Origin of the sequence: Stutzerimonas sp. Brlt_14 (assembly GCF_051948915.1) — a bacterium.
GTDB lineage: Bacteria > Pseudomonadota > Gammaproteobacteria > Pseudomonadales > Pseudomonadaceae > Stutzerimonas > Stutzerimonas stutzeri.
In genome coordinates, this window is record NZ_JAYJLM010000007.1 from 70,186 (window position 1) to 90,074 (window position 19,889).

General features: G+C 65.3%; 14 protein-coding genes. 5 read left to right on the forward strand and 9 right to left on the reverse strand.

All coding sequences use genetic code 11. From position 1 onward, the window contains the following. Positions 1 to 10: 10 nt before the first annotated feature. The 3 genes from VF716_RS17440 to VF716_RS17450 form a co-directional block, all read right to left on the reverse strand. Entirely contained in the window at positions 11 to 652 is a 642-nt protein-coding gene (locus VF716_RS17440; protein WP_125886194.1) for a TetR/AcrR family transcriptional regulator, read from the reverse strand. A gap of 139 nt (positions 653 to 791) precedes the next feature. Then, a complete protein-coding gene (locus VF716_RS17445) occupies positions 792 to 1,274 on the reverse strand; it encodes a glutathione peroxidase (protein WP_011912312.1) in 483 nt (160 codons plus the stop codon). A gap of 114 nt (positions 1,275 to 1,388) precedes the next feature. Then, positions 1,389 to 1,874, reverse strand: coding sequence for an FKBP-type peptidyl-prolyl cis-trans isomerase (locus VF716_RS17450; RefSeq protein ID WP_011912311.1), 486 nt, complete (start codon positions 1,872 to 1,874; stop codon positions 1,389 to 1,391). A gap of 238 nt (positions 1,875 to 2,112) precedes the next feature. Between VF716_RS17450 and VF716_RS17455 the strand changes: the two genes are divergently transcribed. The 3 genes from VF716_RS17455 (at position 2,113) to VF716_RS17465 (ending at position 6,602) form a co-directional block, all read left to right on the forward strand. Continuing rightward, on the forward strand, positions 2,113 to 3,300 hold the full coding sequence (locus tag VF716_RS17455) for an acetate kinase (protein ID WP_011912310.1): 1,188 nt from the start codon (positions 2,113 to 2,115) through the stop codon (positions 3,298 to 3,300). Positions 3,301 to 3,464: 164 nt separating this feature from the next. Beyond that, the gene (pta, locus tag VF716_RS17460) at positions 3,465 to 5,561 is read left to right on the forward strand and encodes a phosphate acetyltransferase (protein ID WP_011912309.1); all 2,097 of its coding nucleotides are present in this window, start codon (positions 3,465 to 3,467) and stop codon (positions 5,559 to 5,561) included. 132 nt (positions 5,562 to 5,693) lie between these two features. Further along, the gene (locus VF716_RS17465; RefSeq protein WP_108241562.1) at positions 5,694 to 6,602 is read left to right on the forward strand and encodes an acyltransferase; all 909 of its coding nucleotides are present in this window, start codon (positions 5,694 to 5,696) and stop codon (positions 6,600 to 6,602) included. A 4-nt stretch (positions 6,603 to 6,606) separates the two neighbouring features. Here VF716_RS17465 and VF716_RS17470 read toward each other — a convergent pair whose 3' ends face one another. The 4 genes from VF716_RS17470 to VF716_RS17485 all read right to left on the reverse strand — a co-directional run bounded on the left by VF716_RS17470 (position 6,607) and on the right by VF716_RS17485 (position 14,160). Further along, positions 6,607 to 8,730: a two-component system response regulator gene (locus VF716_RS17470; RefSeq protein ID WP_017244379.1), complete on the reverse strand. Its 2,124-nt coding sequence runs from the start codon at positions 8,728 to 8,730 to the stop codon at positions 6,607 to 6,609. A 126-nt stretch (positions 8,731 to 8,856) separates the two neighbouring features. Then, entirely contained in the window at positions 8,857 to 12,576 is a 3,720-nt protein-coding gene (locus tag VF716_RS17475; protein WP_125866606.1) for a CHASE domain-containing protein, read from the reverse strand. 147 nt (positions 12,577 to 12,723) lie between these two features. Continuing rightward, on the reverse strand, positions 12,724 to 13,377 hold the full coding sequence (locus VF716_RS17480) for an OmpA family protein (RefSeq protein ID WP_011912305.1): 654 nt from the start codon (positions 13,375 to 13,377) through the stop codon (positions 12,724 to 12,726). A gap of 138 nt (positions 13,378 to 13,515) precedes the next feature. Further along, positions 13,516 to 14,160 carry an MBL fold metallo-hydrolase gene (locus VF716_RS17485; RefSeq protein ID WP_011912304.1) on the reverse strand — a complete coding sequence of 215 codons (645 nt, stop codon included), beginning with the start codon at positions 14,158 to 14,160 and terminating at the stop codon, positions 13,516 to 13,518. 179 nt (positions 14,161 to 14,339) lie between these two features. Here VF716_RS17485 and VF716_RS17490 point away from each other — a divergent pair, with 179 nt between their 5' ends. Next, on the forward strand, positions 14,340 to 16,376 hold the full coding sequence (locus VF716_RS17490) for an ATP-binding protein (protein ID WP_125873193.1): 2,037 nt from the start codon (positions 14,340 to 14,342) through the stop codon (positions 16,374 to 16,376). A 10-nt stretch (positions 16,377 to 16,386) separates the two neighbouring features. Here VF716_RS17490 and VF716_RS17495 read toward each other — a convergent pair whose 3' ends face one another. Further along, positions 16,387 to 18,069, reverse strand: a complete 1,683-nt coding sequence (locus tag VF716_RS17495) for a fatty acid--CoA ligase (RefSeq protein ID WP_048328663.1) — start codon at positions 18,067 to 18,069, stop codon at positions 16,387 to 16,389. Between the two features lie 106 nt (positions 18,070 to 18,175). After that, positions 18,176 to 18,805 carry a LysE family translocator gene (locus VF716_RS17500; protein WP_048328662.1) on the reverse strand — a complete coding sequence of 210 codons (630 nt, stop codon included), beginning with the start codon at positions 18,803 to 18,805 and terminating at the stop codon, positions 18,176 to 18,178. A gap of 71 nt (positions 18,806 to 18,876) precedes the next feature. Here VF716_RS17500 and VF716_RS17505 point away from each other — a divergent pair, with 71 nt between their 5' ends. Further along, positions 18,877 to 19,836, forward strand: coding sequence for a 2-hydroxyacid dehydrogenase (locus VF716_RS17505; protein ID WP_125866603.1), 960 nt, complete (start codon positions 18,877 to 18,879; stop codon positions 19,834 to 19,836). The last annotated feature ends 53 nt before the right edge of the window (positions 19,837 to 19,889 follow it).

The following is a 19,889-nucleotide window of genomic DNA, read 5'->3' on the forward strand; positions in this document are numbered from 1 at the left end:
TCCTTTTTATTCATCTGGGCAAGGCAACCGAGCGCTCATGGCCCGGCAAACGAGGCGCAGCCGGCGCTAACAGGCGCTCGAGCTGCTGGAGGAAAACCTGTAGCGGGGCGACGCTGCCGCTCACTTTCATGCGCAGCAGCGCGCCTTCCCAAGCGTTGCTGATGAACTCGGCAACGGCCCGACAGTCGCTGTCCGGTGCAAGCGCACCAGCGCTGCGCCCCTGCTCCAGGCAGTGCGCGAGCAGCTCGACGGAGCGCGTCAGAATCTCGCTGAGCCGGGTTGCGATCGGCGGACAGAGTTCCGCCATCTCGAAGCTCAGGCTACCGATGAAGCAGTGATACTCCGGCCGTTCCTGACGGGCGAAGTGCGCTACGAGATCGGCGTAGTAATCCAGGATGCGTTGCACGGGTGGCAAGGAGGCATTGCTCAACGCCAGCCGATAGCGCTCCAGCCGCGGCGCATAGATGTACTCCAGCGCCTGCACGGCGAAATCTTCCTTGCTGGCGAAGTAGTGATAGAACGAGCCCTTGGGGATCCCTGCGGCCTGGACGATTTCCTGCACCCCGGTCCCGTGGTAGCCGCGGCGGGTCATCACCTGGGCGCCTTTGGACAGGATCAGGTCGCGCTTGTCGTTGCGTGCTGGATTGCTCATGCACCGAGAATATGACCGGTCGTCTCGCCGGCACAGCATCATCCATGGCGCTTATCCAGCCGCAACCATGGCAGCGATGGCACAACACGCAAGGCGGGAAAAAGAAGCGCGACCGCGGCTGCGGTCGCGAGAGGCGGGATCAGGCCAGAGCGCTTTCGATCGCCTGGATCAAGGCAGGATCGTCCGGCGCGGTGCGCGGCGAGAAGCGCGCCAGGACGCGACCGTCCTTGCCGACGAGAAACTTCTCGAAGTTCCAGCTGATGTCCCCGGGGAAATCGGCGCCCTCACCCGCCAGCAGCCGATACAGCGGATGACGCTGCGGTCCATTGACTTCGAGCTTGCCACTCAGGGGGAAGCTGACGCCGTAATTCAGCGTGCAGAACGAGCGGATCTCATCGTCGCTGCCGGGCTCCTGCGCCGCGAACTGATTGCACGGCACACCCAGCACGCTGAAGCCTCGAGCGGCGTACTGCTGCTGCAACCGCTCGAGGCCGGCGTACTGCGGCGTCAGTCCGCACTGGGAGGCGACATTGACCACCAGCGTGATCCGATCGCCGAACTGCGCCAGCGGCAATTCCTCGCCGCCCAGGCCTGGCAACACCAATTGATGGAATGCGCTCATGACATCTCTCCTGACAAAAAAACGCCCCGGCACACGACCGGAGCGCTCTCTTTTTCGATCGGCACGGCAGCCGTTCCTGCCGCCGTGTGTGCGGTCGCCGTTATGGCAGCCGGATCAGTGGTGGTGACCACCCTCGCCATGGATATGGCCGTGGGCCACTTCTTCGTCGCTGGCGTCACGCACGCTGACGACCTTGACGTCGAAGTTCAGGCGCTGGCCGGCCAGCGGGTGGTTGCCGTCGACGATCACGTCGTCGCCTTCGACGTCACGGATGGTGACGATCTGCATGCCGCCGTCCGGACCGGAGGCGTGGAACTGCATGCCGACTTCAAGTTCGTCGACGCCTTCGAACATGGCGCGATTCAGCGTAGCGACCAGCTCCGGGCTGTACTCGCCGTAAGCGTCCTGCGGCTCGATGGAAACCTGGATCTGGTCACCGCCCTGCTTGCCCTCGAGGGCCTTTTCCAGGCCGGGGATGATGTTGCCGGCGCCGTGCAGATAGACCAGCGGCGCGCCGCCGGCCGAGCTGTCGATCACCTCACCGGCGTCGTTGGTGAGTGTGTAGTCGATGGAGACAGCCTTGTTAGCGGCAATCAGCATGGGGCAGAACCTTTGCTTGAGAGAATGGATATCGAAGTTTAACCATCCACCGCGCCGATTGCGAACCGGGCATGGATGAACGGGCCCGCGCCGCTGGTCGCCAGCGGCCAGGATGTAGTCCCATTGAACGTGGGACTACAACCTTTGGATGGCATCGCTTTCATGGACGATGTGCAAGAATCCGCGAAAAGTATCTTTGGCACCCATTTCAATAACATTAGAGATCCAAGGAGCACCGATGTCGGCTCGTAACATCCTGGTGATTAACTGTGGCAGCTCGTCGATCAAGTTCGCCCTGGTCAACGAAGCGCAAGCGACCTTCCCGCTACAAGGCCTGGCCGAGTGCATCGGCAGCCCGGAGGCCGTCATCCACTTCGAGAGCGCCGCTGGCAAGGAAAGCGTCAAGGTGCCCAACGCCGATCATCAGGCTGCTCTGGCCCAGATCCTGCCGCGCGTCGAGGACGCCGCCGGTGGCCATCTGGACGGCATCGGCCACCGCGTGGTGCACGGTGGCGAGAAGTTCTTCGCCTCGACGCTGCTCAACGACGAAACCCTGGCCGGCATCGAAGCCAACATCCAGCTGGCGCCGCTGCACAACCCGGCCAACCTGAGCGGCATCCACGCCGCCATCAACCTCTTCCCGGAACTGCCGCAGGTCGGCGTCTTCGACACCGCCTTCCACCAGACCATGCCCGAGCACGCCTACCGCTACGCCGTGCCGGACGTGCTCTACAAGGACCATGGCGTGCGCCGCTACGGTTTCCACGGCACCAGCCATCGCTATGTCAGCAAGCGCGCCGCCGAGCTGGCCGGTGTACCGGTCGACAACAGCAGCTGGCTGGTCGCTCACCTGGGCAACGGTTGCTCCACCTGTGCCGTGGTCAATGGTGAAAGCCGCGACACCAGCATGGGTCTGACCCCGCTCGAAGGCCTGGTGATGGGCACCCGCAGCGGCGATGTCGACCCGAGCCTGCACAACTTCCTGCACAAGACCCTGGGCTGGGACCTCGCCAAGATCGACAACATGCTCAACAAGGAGAGCGGCCTGAAGGGGCTGTCCGGTCTGTCCAACGACATGCGCACCCTGGCCGAAGCGCGTCAGGCCGGGCATCCGGGCGCCGTGCTGGCCTTCGAGGTGTTCTGCTATCGCCTGGCCAAGTCGCTGGCCGCCATGTCCTGCGCCCTGCCGCAGCTGGACGGTCTGGTGTTCACCGGCGGCATCGGCGAGAACTCCTCGGCCGTACGCGAGCGCACCCTGGAGCACCTCAAGCTGTTCGGCTTCAAGCTCGATGCCGAAGCCAACGCCCGCTGCACTCGTGGTGTCGCCGGCGAAATCCAGGCTCAGGGCAGCCCGCGCGTCATGGTCGTGCCGACCAACGAGGAGCGCCAGATCGCCCTCGACACGCTGGCCCTGCTGGACGCCTGAGCGTAAACAGGCAAGCAGCGATAGCGAAACCCGACAGGCCATGCCGTCGGGTTTCCGCTCTTGAGCGCCGCGGCAATCCGGCAGTTTCCGCCCTCGGGCGAGTCGCCTAGCCTAGCCGCCGCCCGGCACCCGTTACCCGAGCACCCTGTCCACTAGGAGATGCCATGCACACACTCTTCCTTGCCCCTACCGGTTTCGGCGGCGGCCTCAATTCCATCAGCCTCGGCCTGATCCGCGCGCTGGAAAGCGCCGGGCTGAAGGTCGGTTTCTTCAAGCCGATCGCCCAACCCTTCCCGGTCGACCAGGGCCGCGAGCGCTCCTGCATCCTCGTCGAGCGCACGCTGAACCTGACCTCTCCCGAACCGCTGCCGCTGGAACAGGTGGAGCGCCAGCTCGCCGATGGCGAGATCGACCTGTTGCTCGAGGACGTGGTCAGCCGCTTCCAGCAAGTCGCTGTGGGCAAGGACGTGGTCATCGTCGAAGGCATGGTGCCGACCCGCGAGTCCAACTACACCCAGCGCATCAACACCCAGCTCGCCAAGAGCCTGGACGCCGAGGTCATCCTCATCGCGGCCCAGGGCAGCGACAGCCTCAAGCGTCTGGCCGAGCGCATCGAGATCCAGGCCCAGCTGTACGGCGGCGCCAAGGATCCCAAGGTGCTCGGCGTGATCCTCAACAAGGTCAAGACCGAGGAAGGCCTGCCGGCTTTCGTCGACAGCCTCAAGCAGCACCTGCCGCTGCTGGGCAGCGCCGACTTCCAGCTGCTCGGCGCCATCCCGTTCTCCGAGGAACTCAACGCCCTGCGCACCCGTGACATCGCCGAACTGCTCGGCGCCCAGGTGCTCAACGCCGGCGAGGCCGACCAGCGCCGCGTGAACAAGATCGTGCTCTGCGCCCGCGCCGTGCCCAACACCGTGCAACTGCTGCGCTCCGGCGTGCTGGTGGTGACCCCGGGCGACCGCGACGACATCATCCTCGCCGCCAGCCTGGCCTCGCTCAATGGCGAGAAGCTCGCCGGACTGCTGCTGTGCAGCGACTTCGCGCCGGACCCGCGCATCCTCGAGCTGTGCAAGGCCGCGCTGGACGGCGGCCTGCCGGTGATGACCGTCGAGACCAACTCCTACGACACGGCCAACAACCTGTTCGGCCTGAACAAGGAAACCCCGGCGGACGACATCGAACGCGCCACCCGCGTGACCGACTTCATCGCCAAGCACCTGCACCCGGAATTTCTCCACACCCGCTGCAGCGTGCCGCGTGGCGAGCTGCGCATGTCACCGGCGGCGTTCCGCTATCAGCTGGTCAAGCGCGCGCAGGACGCCAACAAGCGCATCGTTCTGCCGGAAGGCAACGAGCCGCGCACCATCCGCGCCGCCGCCATCTGCCAGGAGCGCGGCATCGCCCGCTGCGTGCTGCTGGCCAAGCCGGAGGAAGTCCAGCAGGTCGCCCGCGAGCAGGGCATCACCCTGCCGGCCAGCCTGGAAATCCTCGATCCGGACAGCATCGCCAACCGCTACGTCGAGCCGATGTGCGAGATGCGCAAGGCCAAGGGCCTGACGCCCGACGATGCCCGCGAGCAGCTGAAGGACACCGTGGTCCTCGGCACCATGATGCTGGCGCTGGACGAAGTGGACGGCCTGGTTTCCGGTGCCGTGCATACCACCGCCAACACCATTCGCCCAGCCCTGCAGCTGATCAAGACCGCGCCGGGCTACAGCCTGGTGTCTTCGGTGTTCTTCATGCTGCTGCCGGATCAGGTGCTGGTCTATGGCGACTGCGCGGTGAACCCGAACCCGAGCGCCACCGAACTGGCCGAGATCGCTCTGCAGAGCGCCGAGTCCGCCGTGGCGCTGGGCGTCAATCCGCGCGTGGCGATGATCAGCTACTCCACCGGCAGCTCCGGCAGCGGTGCGGAAGTCGAGAAGGTCGCCGAAGCCACCCGCATCGCTCAGGAGCGTGCACCGGACCTGCCGATCGACGGCCCCCTGCAGTACGACGCCGCTTCCGTGCTCAGCGTCGGCCGGCAGAAGGCGCCGAACAGCAAGGTGGCCGGCCAGGCCACGGTGTTCATCTTCCCTGACCTGAACACCGGTAACACCACCTACAAGGCCGTTCAGCGCAACGCCAACTGCCTCAGCGTCGGTCCGATGCTGCAAGGCCTCGCCAAGCCGGTGAACGACCTGTCGCGCGGCGCCCTGGTGGACGACATCGTCTTCACCATCGCCCTCACCGCCCTGCAGGCCGCCAACCAGAAGGGCTGATCGGCCTTCTGACGATGGCTGCCGCCGCGCCTGCGCGTCGGCGGCAGCCATTGCCACTACTCTCGATAGTTGCAGTTCAGCGCATAATCGCTACTCTTGGCGCCTCGAATCAGCCGTATCGATGAGAATTTCATGCTGAGCTTCCTCCCCGCCCCACTGCGCGGCAGCCTCGCCGCCCTGCTGCTGGCGCTCAATACCCTGTTCTGGTGCTGGCCGCTGTTCGCCCTGTCGCTGCTCAAGTTGGCGCTTCCCGTTCCAGCGGTACAACGCAGCCTGCGCTTCGGCATGCACTGGATCGCCGAGTCCTGGATCGCGATGAACAGCTTCTGGATGGATCTGGTTCGCCCGATCCGCTGGGACGTGCAGGGCCTGGATCAGGTCGACATGCATCACTCCTACCTGGTGACCAGCAACCACCAGAGCTGGGCGGACATTCTCGTGCTGCAATACCAGCTCAACCGGCGCATGCCGTTTCTCAAGTTCTTCCTCAAGCAGGAGCTGATCTGGGTGCCGGTGATCGGCCTGTGCTGGTGGGCGCTGGAGTTTCCCTTCATGAAGCGCTTCAGCAAGGAGTATCTGGCCAAGTACCCGGAGAAGCGTGGCGAGGACCTGGCGACCACACGCAAAGCCTGCGAGCGCTATCGGACCAATCCGGTGTCGGTGTTCAATTTCCTGGAAGGCACCCGCTTCACCGAAGACAAGCACGCCGAGCAGGCCTCGCCCTATCGACATCTGCTCAAGCCGAGGGCCGGCGGCATCGCTTTCGTCATCGACGCCATGGGCGAGCAGCTATCCGCGCTGATCAACATCACCATCCACTACCCGGACGGTCGCCCGAGCTTCTGGGACCTGTTGGCCGGCAACATCCCTCGGGTCGTGGTACGGGTCGAGGCGCAGCCGATCCCTGCCGAGTTCCTGCGCCGGAACTACGATCAGGACGAGACCTACCGCCTGGCCTTCCAGCAGTGGGTCAACCAGCTGTGGACCGAGAAGGACGCACAACTGGCCCAGCTGCATCAGGACTACCCGACGCAGCGCTGACCGCTCAGAGCGCGCCCCAGGACACGCTGGCCGGAAACGCCCGGGCCTGCTCGGCGGTCACCGCCGGTGACACCAGGAAGCCCTGCATGACGTCGCAGCCGTTGTGCAGCAGCCAGTCACGCTGCGCCAGGGTTTCCACCCCTTCGGCCACCACTTCCAGGCCGAGGTTGCGCCCCAGGTCGATAATGGTGCTGACGACCGCCGCATCGCGCGGCGAGTCCAGCATGTTGGCGATGAATAGCCGATCGATCTTCAGCGTATCCAGCTCGAAGTGGCGCAGATACGCCAGCGACGAATAACCGGTGCCGAAGTCGTCGATGGCCACCCGCACGCCGAGCTTGCGCAGCTGGCGGAGCTTCTCGCAGCTCTGTTCCAGGTCCTGCATCAGCGTGCCTTCGGTGACTTCCAGTTCCAGCTGCGCAGGGTTCAACTGGTACTCGTCGAGCAGCCGGCGCAGCACGTCGAACAGTCCCGCGCGGCTGAACTGAACCGGGCTGACGTTCAGGCTGAGGATCAGGTCGCTGCCGAATGCCGGCAGCCACCGGCAGTACTGGTCCATGCCCTCGCGCAGCACCCATTCCCCCACCCGCTCGATCAGACGGGTTTCCTCCAGCAGCGGAATGAAATTGCCCGGCTGGTTCTCGCCGGCATCGCCCTGCGGCCAGCGCAGCAGCCCTTCGAAGCCCCGGAGCTTGCCGCTGGCCAGCATCACCTGCGGCTGGAAGAGCAGTTCGAAGTCATTGCGTTCGGTGGCGCTGCGCAGGCTCTCCTCCATCATCAGCCGCGCGTGGGCACGCTCGTTCATGTCGCTGGAGAAGAAGCGATACTGGCGGCGACCGGCACGCTTGGCCTCGTACATGGCCATGTCCGCCGAGCGCAGCAGTTGGTCGACGCTGACGCCGCAATCGGGAAAATGGGCAATGCCGATGCTCGCACCAAGGGTCACCTCGGTGCCGTCGATCTTGTGTCGCACAGAGATCAGTTCGATGAGCTTTTCCGCCACCCGTGCCGCGTCTTCCGGATGATCGAGCGAATCGAGCAGCGCGGTGAATTCGTCCCCGCCCATGCGCGCGATGATGTCGTAGGGGCGCATACAGGTTTCCAGCAGACGCGCCACCTTGCAGAGGATTTCATCGCCCGCGTCGTGACCGAGGGAGTCGTTGATGCGCTTGAAGCCGTCCAGGTCGATATAGAGGATGGCCATCCGCTTGCCGTTGCGGTCGACCCGCGCCAGCGACGACTCCAGCGCCTGATGGAAGCCGCGGCGATTGAGCAGCCCGGTGAGCGAATCGGTCACCGCCTGGGTTTCCAGCTGCGTATGGAGATTGCGCACCACCGACATGTCCAGCGCAATGACCACCATTGAACGCTGCTGGCGTGGCAGCGGCGAGCTGGACAGCGCCACCGGCAAGGGCGTGCCGTTGGCAGTGTGCAGCTGCGCCTCGTGCAGGCGATAGGTCGAACCACTGCGCCAGTAGCGATAGAAGTCCGATTCGTGCCAGCTGTCGGGCATCTCCGGCGCCGCCAGATGCGACAGCAGCGGCGTACCCTGCAGGTCCTCTACGCGGGTGTGCAACATGCCGGCGATCGCCGGATTGGCGAAGCTGATGTAGCCATCCTCGGCGACCACCAAGATGCCTTCGGCCGCGTTGCTCAGCACCGAAGCATTGAACGCGCGGGCGCTGTCGAGTTGCTGGGTGAGCAGCTGCAGGTCGCGGCGATTGTGCTCGTGGGCCAGCAGCGTGTTGATCTTGTGCTTGAGCACCTGAGGGTCGAACGGCTTGAGGATGAAATCCACCGCCCCGGTGGCGTAACCGCGCAGCACCGAGTCGCGGGTATGCGCGATGGCCGAGACGAAGATGATCGGCGTGTAGCGCGTGTGCGGGCTGCCGCGCATCAGCCGCGCAACCTCGAAGCCATCCATGCCGGGCATCTGCACGTCCAGCAGCACCAGCTCCACGTCCAGTTCGAGCAGCGCCTTGAGCGCCGCCTCGCCGGAGTTGACGGTATGCACCTGCCAGTCACCGTCGCCGAGCAGAGCCTCCATCGCCACCAGATTGGCTTCGCGATCGTCCACCACCAACAGCGTGCGGCTGCGTGGCTTGGCCTTAAGCTGCGTCTGACTCATCGCCAACCTCCGAGCCAACCTTGCCGAACGGTTGGCAACAAGCATGTTCGCCAGCCATCGACCGCGTCGGGCGATATCGGTCGGGCTTCGTTTCCACCACAGCCATGTTCAGCGCGCACTCCTCGCTCACTCCTCTCCAGCATCAGCCGCACCCACTGCCAGCCCCAACCATTGACGCAGCAACGCCGCCAGTGCCGGGGTTTCGACCGGTTTGAGCAACAGGTCGTCGGCCCCCGCGGCGATGCAGCGCTCGCGCGTCTCGGCATCGGCCACGGTTACCAGGGCTACGATCGGCGCCTGGCAGTCATGGTCCTGTTTGAGTCTTCGTGCCAACTCCGGACCTTCCGCTCCGGGTTGGCTCATGTCCAGCAGTACCAGATCGAAGGCATCCTCTTCGAAACGTTCGACCGCCTCGTCGGCGCTGGTTGCCGGCACCACCGGCAAACCCAGCTCGTCGAGCTGGGCCGTCAGCGAATAGATCAGCCGCACATCCTCGTCCACCAGCAGCACACGCTGCCCGGCGGACGCCACCTGTAGCGAGGCGGCCGGGCTCGGCGACGCCGCCGCCGGCTCCGGTCGTATCAATGCTCCCATGCGTTCCACATCTTCCTCCTTGGACAGCGTCATCGCCGAATAGCGGCGCAAGCGTTGCATTTCCTCGTCCGACAGCGGCTGCCGGCTGTTCAGCAGCACGGTGACGCCACGCAGCGAGCGCAAGCGTTCGAGGGCATCCAGCAGGTCGAGGCCGCTGTCATCACTCAGCTCATGGTCGACCACCACCACGGGGAACGTCTGTTCGGCATAGGCCAGCCTGGCCGCCTCGGCCGTCGCAGCCAGGGTCACGCTGTACCCTAGCCGTTCGAAATAGTCGCGGATCAGCATGCGGCGGCGCGGATCGGTTTCCACCAGCAGCAGACGCAGCGGGTTGTGCTCATGGCGGGCCAGCTCGATGAAGATGCGCTCCAGCTCGGCCTGTGCCACGGGTTTGACCAGATAGCGCGAACCGTCATCGTGCCAGTCATGCGGCTGCGGCACGCAGGAGATGATGATTACCGGCATGCCCTGGTGCCGCTCGTCGGCACGCAGCTCACGGTGCACCTGCCAGCCGCTGATGTCCGGCAGCAGGATGTCGAGAATCACGGCGGCGAAATGCTCACGGCGCAGCGCCTCCAGACCCTGCTCGCCGGTGCTGCAGATCAGGCTGGTAAAGCCATGGTTCTGCCCGACCTCGGCCACCACCGAGGCGAAATCGGCATCGTCCTCGACGATCAGCAACCCCGGTCCGCGCCCGCGCCGTTGCGGCTGGCGAGGCAGCTGGGCCTGGGTCGCCGCGGGTGCGTCCGAGACGACCGGCAACAGCACGGTGAAGGTCGCCCCTTGTCCCAGCTCGCTGTTGACCATTACCTGGCCGCCCAACACTTCCACCAGTTGCCGCGTGATCGCCAGCCCCAGCCCGGTGCCGCCGTAATGCCGACTGATCGAGCCATCGATCTGCTGGAAGGCCTGGAAAATGCGCTCCTGCTGATCCTTGGCGATCCCGATGCCGCTGTCGCGGACCTGCAGCTGCAGCATCTGCCGCCCGTCCTGATCGGCGGGCAGAAGACTGGCCGTCAGCTCGACCTGGCCCTTCTCGGTGAACTTCAGCGCATTGGTCAGCAGGTTGTTCAGGATCTGTTGCAGGCGAGCGCGATCGGAGTTCAGTGTCAGCGGTACCGCGGGATCGACCTCCATGGTCAGGCTCAGCCCCTTCTGCGCGGCCATGCTGCCAAGCGAGGCTTCCAGGTCTCTGAGCAGATCGCGCAGGTTCAGCGGTTCCAGCTTGAGCTGCATGTGGCCGGATTCGATCTTGGCCAGATCCAGCACGTCGTTGATCAGCTGCAGCAGCTCGTGCCCGGCCCGATGGATGATGTCGGCATGCCGGACCTGTTTGTCGTTGAGGTTGCCGGCGCCGTTCTGTCGCAGCTGATCGCTGAGGATCAGGATGCTGTTGAGCGGCGTACGCAGCTCGTGGGACATGTTGGCGAGGAATTCCGACTTGTAGCGGTTGGCCACCGCGAGCTGATCGGCCTGTTCGCGCAACCGCCGCTCGGCGGCCTTGCGATGGCTGATATCGATGATCACCGCCTGTACCAGCTGTTCGTCGCCGCTGCGCAAGGGCGACAGACCGATCTCCACCGGCAGCGCGCTGCCGTCACGGTGAAGACCGAACAGCTCGCGGTTGCTGCCCATCCGTCGCGGCTCGGGATGTTCCGTATAGCCCTGTCGCAAGCCTCGGTGCGCGTCGCGCAGTGCCTCCGGCAACAGCAACTCGACCGGCTGGCCGAGCAATTCCTGGCGCGTGTAACCGAACAGCAGCTCGGTCTGCCGATTGACCATCACGATGCTGCCCTGCGTGTCGACCAGGACGAAGGCATTGGGCGAGGCTTCCACGACGTTGCGGAAGCGCTCGTCGTCCCGCTTGCGGGCCTGCAGATCGAGCAGGTTGATGACGTAATACAGCGCATCGTCGTGGCGGAAGCTGGTCAGGCTGACGGCCACCGGAATCGGCGTGCCATCTTCGCGCTGCGCCTGCAGCTCAAGCTGAGTGGTGTCGCGCAGTTGCCGGAGGATCTGCTCCCCGAGCACACCTGGCACATAGCGGCTGACCCGTTCGCCGGCAAGCAGATCGGTGGGCCCGCCCAACAGCTGCCCGGCGCTCTGGTTGGCCAGTTCGATGCGCCCGCCCGCGTTGCACAGTAGCGTCGCCACCGGCAGCTGCTCGATCAGCTGGCGGAACCGCGCTTCGCGCTCCTGCAGTTGCAGGCTGAGCGCCTGACTGCTGCGCAGCGCCCGCTCGCGCAGGTACAGATAGCCGCCCACCAGCAGGGAGAACAGCACCGCGGCGGTCAACGCCGCGGCAAGGTTGAACGCCCGGTTGTTATCACGCAGCACCGCCTCGTATTCCGGCGTGCTCGCCACCTGCAGCTGCCAACTGCGGCCATACATGTAGATGTTGCGGATGCGCTGGAACTTGGCATCGGCGCTGACCTGGGCACGCCCCGTCAGCAGCGGCGAATCGGGGCTGGCTGCATCGAACAGCTGCAATTGCAGCATCCGGCTGCGCGAACCCAGGATGCCTTCCATCAGGTCGGTCAGGCGAAAGGCGCCATGCAAGGTGCCGATGAACGCGCGCTGACGCTCGTCTTCGGTGGTCACCGGGGCAGCCTGCGCATAGAGCGGGAAGAACAGCAGCACGCCAGACTGCACGTTCTGGTCGGTTTCCTGCTTGAGCCGCAGCGGGCCGGTAAGCACCGGGTTGCCACTGTCGCGGGAGCTGATGATGGCCTCGCGACGGGTCGCTTCGCTGAAGAGGTCGAAACCGAGCACGCGTCGATTGCGCCAGTCGGTCGGATGGATGTAGTCGGTCACCACGTACTCGTCGCGCTCACCCGACGGGTACATGCGGAAACGCTCACGGCCGGAGGCGCGAATCTGCGCGATCAGGTCAGGCAGGGTCTGCGGCGTCGCATGGCGGGCCAGCGCAACCGCCTGGATACCGGGATAGAAGTCCTGCAGCTGCAACTGGTCCGCGGCGCGCGCCCAGTCGTCGACCTTGACCTCGTCGCTGCCAGCCACAACGCCAGCCAGCCCGCGCAGCACCATCTCGTAGGCACGCATCCGCTCGCGGAGGGTGTGCTCGATGTCATCGACGGCAAACGTGAAGCGCTGCTCCTGCTCGACCTTGCTGCGCTGCTCCTGGACGTGCCATTGCCAGCCAATCCATCCTCCCAGGCCCGCCATCAGGGCCAGTGCGACCAGGACTGGCAGCCAGGACCTACGGGAATGGAGAGCGGGACGATCATCCATTCGACCTCCTCTGTGCCAACCGGCGTGCTATCGAAGGTCAGATTCGAATAGCGCAGAGAGGTTCCATGGCGGAAGGGTCTAGCGGATTAATGGCGTCTGAATTTCGGCAGTTGCAGGGCCATTGCAGCCCTGCAACCTATGAAACGATTACAGCGGACGAAGGTTGATCTCGACGCGACGGTTCTGTGCGCGGCCGGCGGCCGTATCGTTGCTGGCGATCGGCTGGCTCGGGCCGGCACCGTAGGACGAGATACGCGCCGGAGCAACGCCGTTGGCGATCAGGTAGGACGCGACGCTCTGCGCGCGGCGGTTGGACAGGTCCTGGTTCAGCTGCAGCGAACCGGTGCTGTCGGTATGGCCGACGATGTCGACGCCGTTCTTGTTGAACTCCTTGAAGACCTGCACCAGCGAGTTCAGCGTCGGGTAGAAGCTGCTGGAGATGTCCGCCGAGTTGCTGGCGAAAGTGATGTTGCCCGGCATGATCAGAGTCAGGTTGTCGCCATTGCGCTGAACCTGAACACCGGTGCCCTGCAGCGTCTGGCGCAGCTTGGCTTCCTGGGTGTCGACGTAATAGCCATAGCCACCGCCCGCCGCACCACCGACCGCGGCGCCGATCAGCGCGCCCTTGGTACGGTCCTTCTTGCTCGAGGTCGCGGCACCGATGACCGCGCCGCTGACAGCGCCGATACCGCCATAGACGCCCGCCTTGCCGGCCTGCTGTTCGCCGGTGTAGGGGTTGGTGGTGCAGCCGACCAGCAGAGCGACACTTGCAGCCAGGGCGGTCATGTTCAGCATTTTCATAATCACTTCCTTCTCTCGTCAGTTGCCAGGACCGTCCCTTCGCTCGCCGAGCGCAGCCCTGAATGCGGCGCTAGATTACCATCGACCATGCGCGAGAATAGGAACCGTGCGGCAGAACCCGTCCAACGGCTCGGCACATCAGGCACGCACGAAGGGGTTTTCCCGCATCTCATCACCCAGGCGGGTATCCGGGCCGTGGCCGGTCACCACCGTGGCGTCTTCGTCGAGGGCATAGAGCCGCTGCCGGATGGACCGCTCGATGCTGGCGTAGTCGCCGCCCCACAAATCGGTGCGCCCGATTCCGCGGCGAAACAGCGTATCGCCAGCGATCAGCAGCTTGGCGTCGGCGAACCAGAAGCTCATCGAGCCTGGCGTATGCCCAGGGGTATGCAGCGCCACGCCGCAGCCGCAGGCCAGCTCCTCGTCATCGGCCAGCCACCGGTCGGGCGCCGGCACTGGCGTGTAGGGCACGCCGAACATGCGGCACTGCATTTCCAGGTTGTCCCAGAGGAACTGGTCGGCCTTGTGCAGATGCAGCGTGGCGCCGGTCCGCTCCTTCATCTTGCCGGACGCGAGGAAGTGATCCAGATGCGCATGGGTGTGGATGATGCTGACCACCTTCAGACCATGGGCCTCCAGCCGCGCCATGATGAGTTCTGGGTCGCCACCCGGGTCGACCACGATGGCTTTCTTGCTCAGCGGGTCGCCGATGATGGTGCAGTTGCACTGCAAGGGGCCGACGGGAAAGGTTTCGCGGATCAGCGTTGTTTGGGTGGCCGCCATGACGTCCTCGATTGGGCTGTTTCACTGCGCCGACGGCGCGGGACGAACAGATTGCCGCCTGCACGGGTGGTAGGCAATCCTGCGCACCGCCCACGACTGCCGGGCAATTTTCCGGCCCCGATGGAGTCATTGAAAAGGCATGCGCATTAGGCGCACCCCAACCGAGGGAACTGATCGTTATGCATGACCTGCAGGCAATCATCGACGGCCTGCCCGGCATTTATCTGATCGTGGCGGCGGATGCCGAATACACCATGGTTGCCAGCAGTGACGAGCGCTTGCGCGTCACCATGACTCGCCGGGAAGACGTGATCGGCAAGCCGCTGTTCGAGGTATTCAGCGACCATGAGCCGGAGAAGCCGAGCTCCGGCGCAGCGACGCTGCGCCGCTCCCTGGAGGACGTCATCGCCACCGGCCAGACCCAGCGCCTGAGCCAGGTGCGTTATGCCATCCGGCGCCCCGAAGCCAGTGGCGGCGGGTTCGAGGAGCGCTTCTGGAACGTGATCAACGCGCCGGTGAAGGACGACCGCGGGCGGGTGCGCTATGTCATCCATCGGGTCGAGGACGTTACCGCCCATTTGCATGCCCAGGAGCTTGCCCGTGCGCAGCTGCAGGAAAGCGACGAACGCCTGAATGCCGCGCTGCTGGTCTCGGGCACGGGGACCTTCTATTGGCAGCTCGCGAGCCAGCGGATCGACATGGACGCCGCCATGTTGCGCCTGGTGGGCATGGAGGGCTTCGGCGAGATCTACCTGAGCGACCTGCTCGAGCGCATGCACCACGACGACCGCGAACGCCTGGTGCTGCTGGGCGAACGCTGCGCCAGGAGTGGTGACGATTTCGAAATGCACTTCCGCGTGCTGCTGGGCCAGGGCGAGCGCTGGCTGTTCGGGCGGGCGATGAACGTGCGTGACCAGGCCGGGCGGCCATCCTACCTGGTCGGCGCGTGCATCGATGTCACCGAGCACAAGCGCACCGAACTGGCCCTGCAGCGCCTGAACGACACGCTGGAAAGCCGAGTCGATGAGGCCATTGCAGCCCGCGCAGCCGCCGAATCGGCACTGCACCAGGCACAGAAGATGGAAGCGGTCGGTCAGCTCACCAGTGGCCTCGCCCATGACTTCAACAACCTCCTGGGCGGCATCGTCGGCTCGCTGGGCCTGCTCGAACGTCGCCTCGATCAGGGCCGCCACGATGACCTGCGACGCCATCTCGCCAATGCGCAGAGCTCGGCAGACCGGGCGGCTGCCCTGACCCATCGGCTGCTGGCCTTCTCCCGGCGCCAGCCGTTGCAGATGCGGCCGACCGACGGCAACGCGCTGGTCCGCAGCATGCAGGACCTGCTGCAACGCACCATCGGCCCGCTGGTGGCGTTCGAGCTGATGCTCGCCGACGACCTCTGGCTGACCCGTTGCGATGCCAATCAGCTGGAGAACGTGTTGCTGAACCTGGCGCTCAACGCCCGGGACGCCATGCCCAACGGCGGCCGTTTGCGCATCAGCACCGCCAACCGGAAGTTGGACGACGCAGCAGCGGCCCGTTTGGGCATGTTCGCGGGCAGCTATGTGCTGTTGTGCGTCGAAGACAACGGCAGTGGTATCGCACCGGAAAAGCTGCCCTATGTGTTCGACCCCTTTTTCACCACCAAGCCGCTGGGCGCCGGAACCGGTCTGGGCCTGTCGATGGTCTACGGGTTCGCCCGGCAGTCGGGCGGCAGCGTGCAGATCGACAGCACGCCCGACCTGGGCACCTCGGTCTGCCTGTATCTGCCACGCTACCGAGGCGCCCTGCTGGAACAGCCGGAGCAGGCAGCACCGCGCCAGCGGCCGAATGCCCCAGCCGGCCGTTGCGTGCTGGTGGTGGACGACGAGGACAACATCCGCACGCTGGTATGCGAGGTGCTGGAAGAAATGGGCCACCGTACGTTGCAGGCGGCCAATGGCGTCACCGCCCTCGACCTGCTGGCGAGGACCGACCCGATAGATCTGCTGATCACCGATATCGGCCTGCCCGGCGGCATGAACGGGCATCAGTTCGCCGAGCGGGCCCGCCTGCAGCTGCCGGACCTGAAGGTGCTGATGATCACCGGCTATGCGGAGGAAGCGCTGATCGCCGCACGACCCTCGACGCAAGCCGAGGATCTGCTCGGCAAGCCCTTCACACTGGACGTCCTGCAAGAACGGGTGCAGACCTTGCTGGAGTCCGCCCCCGCGTAACCGAACGCCTTCAGCGCGAAGCCTGCTGCGCAACGCCCTCCGTCTGCCAGCGGGCAAGCTCACTGCGGATGCGCTTCTTGTCCAGCTTGCCGACACTGGTCTTGGGAATCTCGGTGACCACGGCGATCTGCTGGGGAATCGCCCACTTGTTGATATGGCCTTCGGCAACCGCCGGCTCAAGGAAGTTACGCAGCTGTTCGGCATTCAACTCTTGGCCTTCGCCCAGCACCACCAGTGCGAAGGGCCGCTCACCCCAGCGCTCGTCCGGCACCCCGACCACGGCCACGTCACGCACCGCCTCGTGGCGGCTGATCAGTCCCTCCAACGTCAGTGACGACAACCACTCCCCGCCAGTCTTGATCACGTCCTTGATGCGGTCGCGGATCTCGATATTGGCCATCTCGTCGATCACCGCGACGTCACCGGTATGCAGCCAGCCGCCGGCCCAGAGCTCCTCGCTCTTCTCCGGCTCGTTGTAGTAGCCCTGGGTCAGCCAGGGCGCCCGCAGTACCAGCTCGCCCTGAGAGGCGCCATCCGCCGGCAGGAAACTGCCGTCGGCGGCCTGGATCGCCGCGTCCACCAGCACCACCGGCACGCCCGCCTTGAGGTGGAAGGTGCTGCGCGTGTCCTCGTCGGCCTCCAGCAGTTCGTCGTTGATGTGCGCCCCGGAGATCAGCGGGCAGGTCTCGGACATGCCGTAGGCGGCGATCAGATTCATACCGGACGCCTTTGCCTGGTCGTAGAGGCCGCGGGTCAACGCGCTGCCGCCGATGGTGATCTTCCAGCCCTTGAAGTCGGTGCCCTGGGCGGCCTTGGCGTTGAGCAGCATCTGCACGATGGTCGGCACGCAATGGGAGAAGGTCACCTGCTCGCGGCGCCAGAGATCGATCAGGTACTCGGGGTCGTAGCGGCCCGGATAAACCTGTTTGAGGCCGAGCATGGTGGCAACGTAGGGCAGCCCCCAGGCATGCACGTGGAACATCGGTGTGATCGGCATGTAGACGTCGTCCGAGCCCATCAGCCGCGGATTTTCCCGACAGCCGACGGTCACCGCCGCGGCCAGGGTGTGCAGCACCAACTGGCGATGGGTGAAGTACACGCCCTTGGGGTTACCGGTGGTGCCGGTGGTGTAGAAGGTCGTGGCGACCGAATCCTCGTCGAAGTCCGGAAAGTCGTAGCTCGGCGCGGCGGCGGCCAGCAGGCTTTCGTATTCGCCGACGCAGTCCGGCAAGCCGGCATCACGCGCCTCGCCATCGGTGAGCAGTAGCGTTTTCTGCACGGTGGTCAGCTGCCCGGCGATTGCCTGGTACAGCGGCACGAACTCGCTGTTGACGAGCACGAAGCGGTCGTCGGCATGGTTCATGGTGTAGAGGATCTGATCCGGCGACAGCCGCACGTTGATGGTGTGCACCACCGCGCCGATCATCGGGATGGCGAACATGCATTCGAGGTAGCGATGGCTGTCCCAGTCCATCACCGCCACCGTATCGCCCGGCTTGACCCCGGCCGCGGTCAGCACGTTGGCCAGCCGCGCGACCCGTTCGTTGAGGGTGCGGTAGTCGTAACGCAGCTGGTCGCGGTAGACGATTTCCCGGCTGCGCTCGTAGCGCACGCCGGACAGCAGCAGGCGCTTGATCAGCAGGGGATACTGGTAGGCGTTCGCCGCGGGCTTGATGACACGGGTCTGCAGCATGGAGGGCATCCTGTTCTTGTTGGACTTGTACGCTGCACTCTAGAGCGTCGCCCCCCGGGCAAAATCAGTCCAAAGGATTATTTTCCCCGCACCTCGTTTCAGCGTGTTAACCGATCTCGCTCAGGGCCAGGCGAGCGCCGAGGCCGATCAGCACCGCCCCCGTCAGCCGATCGAACCAGTGCCCCATGCGCGCAAAGCCAGCACGCACGCGGCCTCGGCTGAACAGCCAGGCCACCAGCAGAAACCACAGCGCAGTCGCACCGGCGAGGTAGAAACCGTAGCCGGCCTGCACCAGCAGCGGTGTATCGGGGCTGATCACGACAGTGAATAGCGAGAGGAAGAACAGCGTGGCCTTGGGGTTCAGGCCATTGGTGACAAAGCCGATCACGAACGCTCGCCACGCGCTTCGCGCCACCGGTGCGTTCGCCCCGTCGATCGCCTCTAGGTTCATCGGCCGAGCCCGCAGCGCTCGCCAGCCGAGGTACACCAGATAAGCGGCCGCCAGCCACTTGAAGAGGTTGAACAGCACAATCGACTGCGAGACGATCAGGCCGATGCCGAGCAGGGAGTAGGCGACATGGACGAATATTCCGCAGCCGACTCCCAGCGCCGTCCAGCTACCCGCACGCCGGCCCTGCGCCACGCTTTCGCGCACCACCACCGCGAAATCCGGGCCGGGGCTCGCCACCGCGAGCAGATGCACCAGCGCCACGGTCATAAATTCCATCCAGTACACAATCCGCTCTCCACGCCTAAGCCCAGGTTGGCATTGTCGACCAGCCCTGGCGACTTCGAAAGGTACAGTTGATGCCCAATCGCGCCGTTTTCCTCGACCTCTCCCCGCTCGACCAGGGCGACCTCGACCTCGCCCCGCTGCGCAGCGCCTTCGACGAGCTGGTCTGCCACGACCTGAGCACGCCGGAACAGATCGTCGAGCGCCTGCGCGGCGCGCAGGTTGCCGTCGTCAACAAGGTGGCCCTGGATGCGCAAACCCTCGCCGCCTGCCCGGAACTCAAGCTGATCCTCGTCTCGGCCACCGGCGTCAACAACATCGACCTGCAGGCCGCCCGTGAACGCGGCATCGCCGTCAGCAATTGCCAGGCCTACGGCACCCCAACCGTCGCCCAGCACACCCTGATGCTGCTGCTGGCCCTGGCCACGCGGCTGCCCGACTACCAGGCTGCCGTCGCCCGCGGACGCTGGCAGGAAAGCGGACAGTTCTGCCTGCTCGATTTCCCCATCGTCGAGCTCGAAGGCAAGACCCTCGGCCTGCTTGGGCATGGCGAGCTGGGCAGCGCCGTGGCGAAGCTCGCCGAAGCCCTGGGCATGCGCGTGCTGGTCGGCAACCTGCCGGGACGTCCGAAGCGCCCGGATCGCCTCGACCTGGACGAGCTGCTGCCGCAGGTCGATGCACTGACCCTGCATTGCCCGCTGACCGAACAGACGCGCAATCTGATCGGTGCCCGCGAGCTGCAGTTGATGAAGCCGAGCGCCTTCCTGATCAACGCCGCCCGTGGCGGTCTGGTGGACGAACAGGCATTGGCCGATGCGCTGCGCCGCGGCCACCTGGGTGGCGCCGCCACCGACGTGCTGACCAGCGAGCCGCCACGCGACGACAACCCGTTGCTCGCCCCGGACCTGCCGCGCCTGATCATCACGCCGCACAGCGCCTGGGGCAGCCGCGAGGCACGCCAGCGCATCGTCGGCCAACTGGCCGAGAACGCCACCGCGTTCTTCGCCGGCAGCCCACTCCGCCAGGTCAATTGAGCCGGCAACTACGGCTTGCGAGAGAAACCACCTCGCCCCTAAGCTTCCGGCCT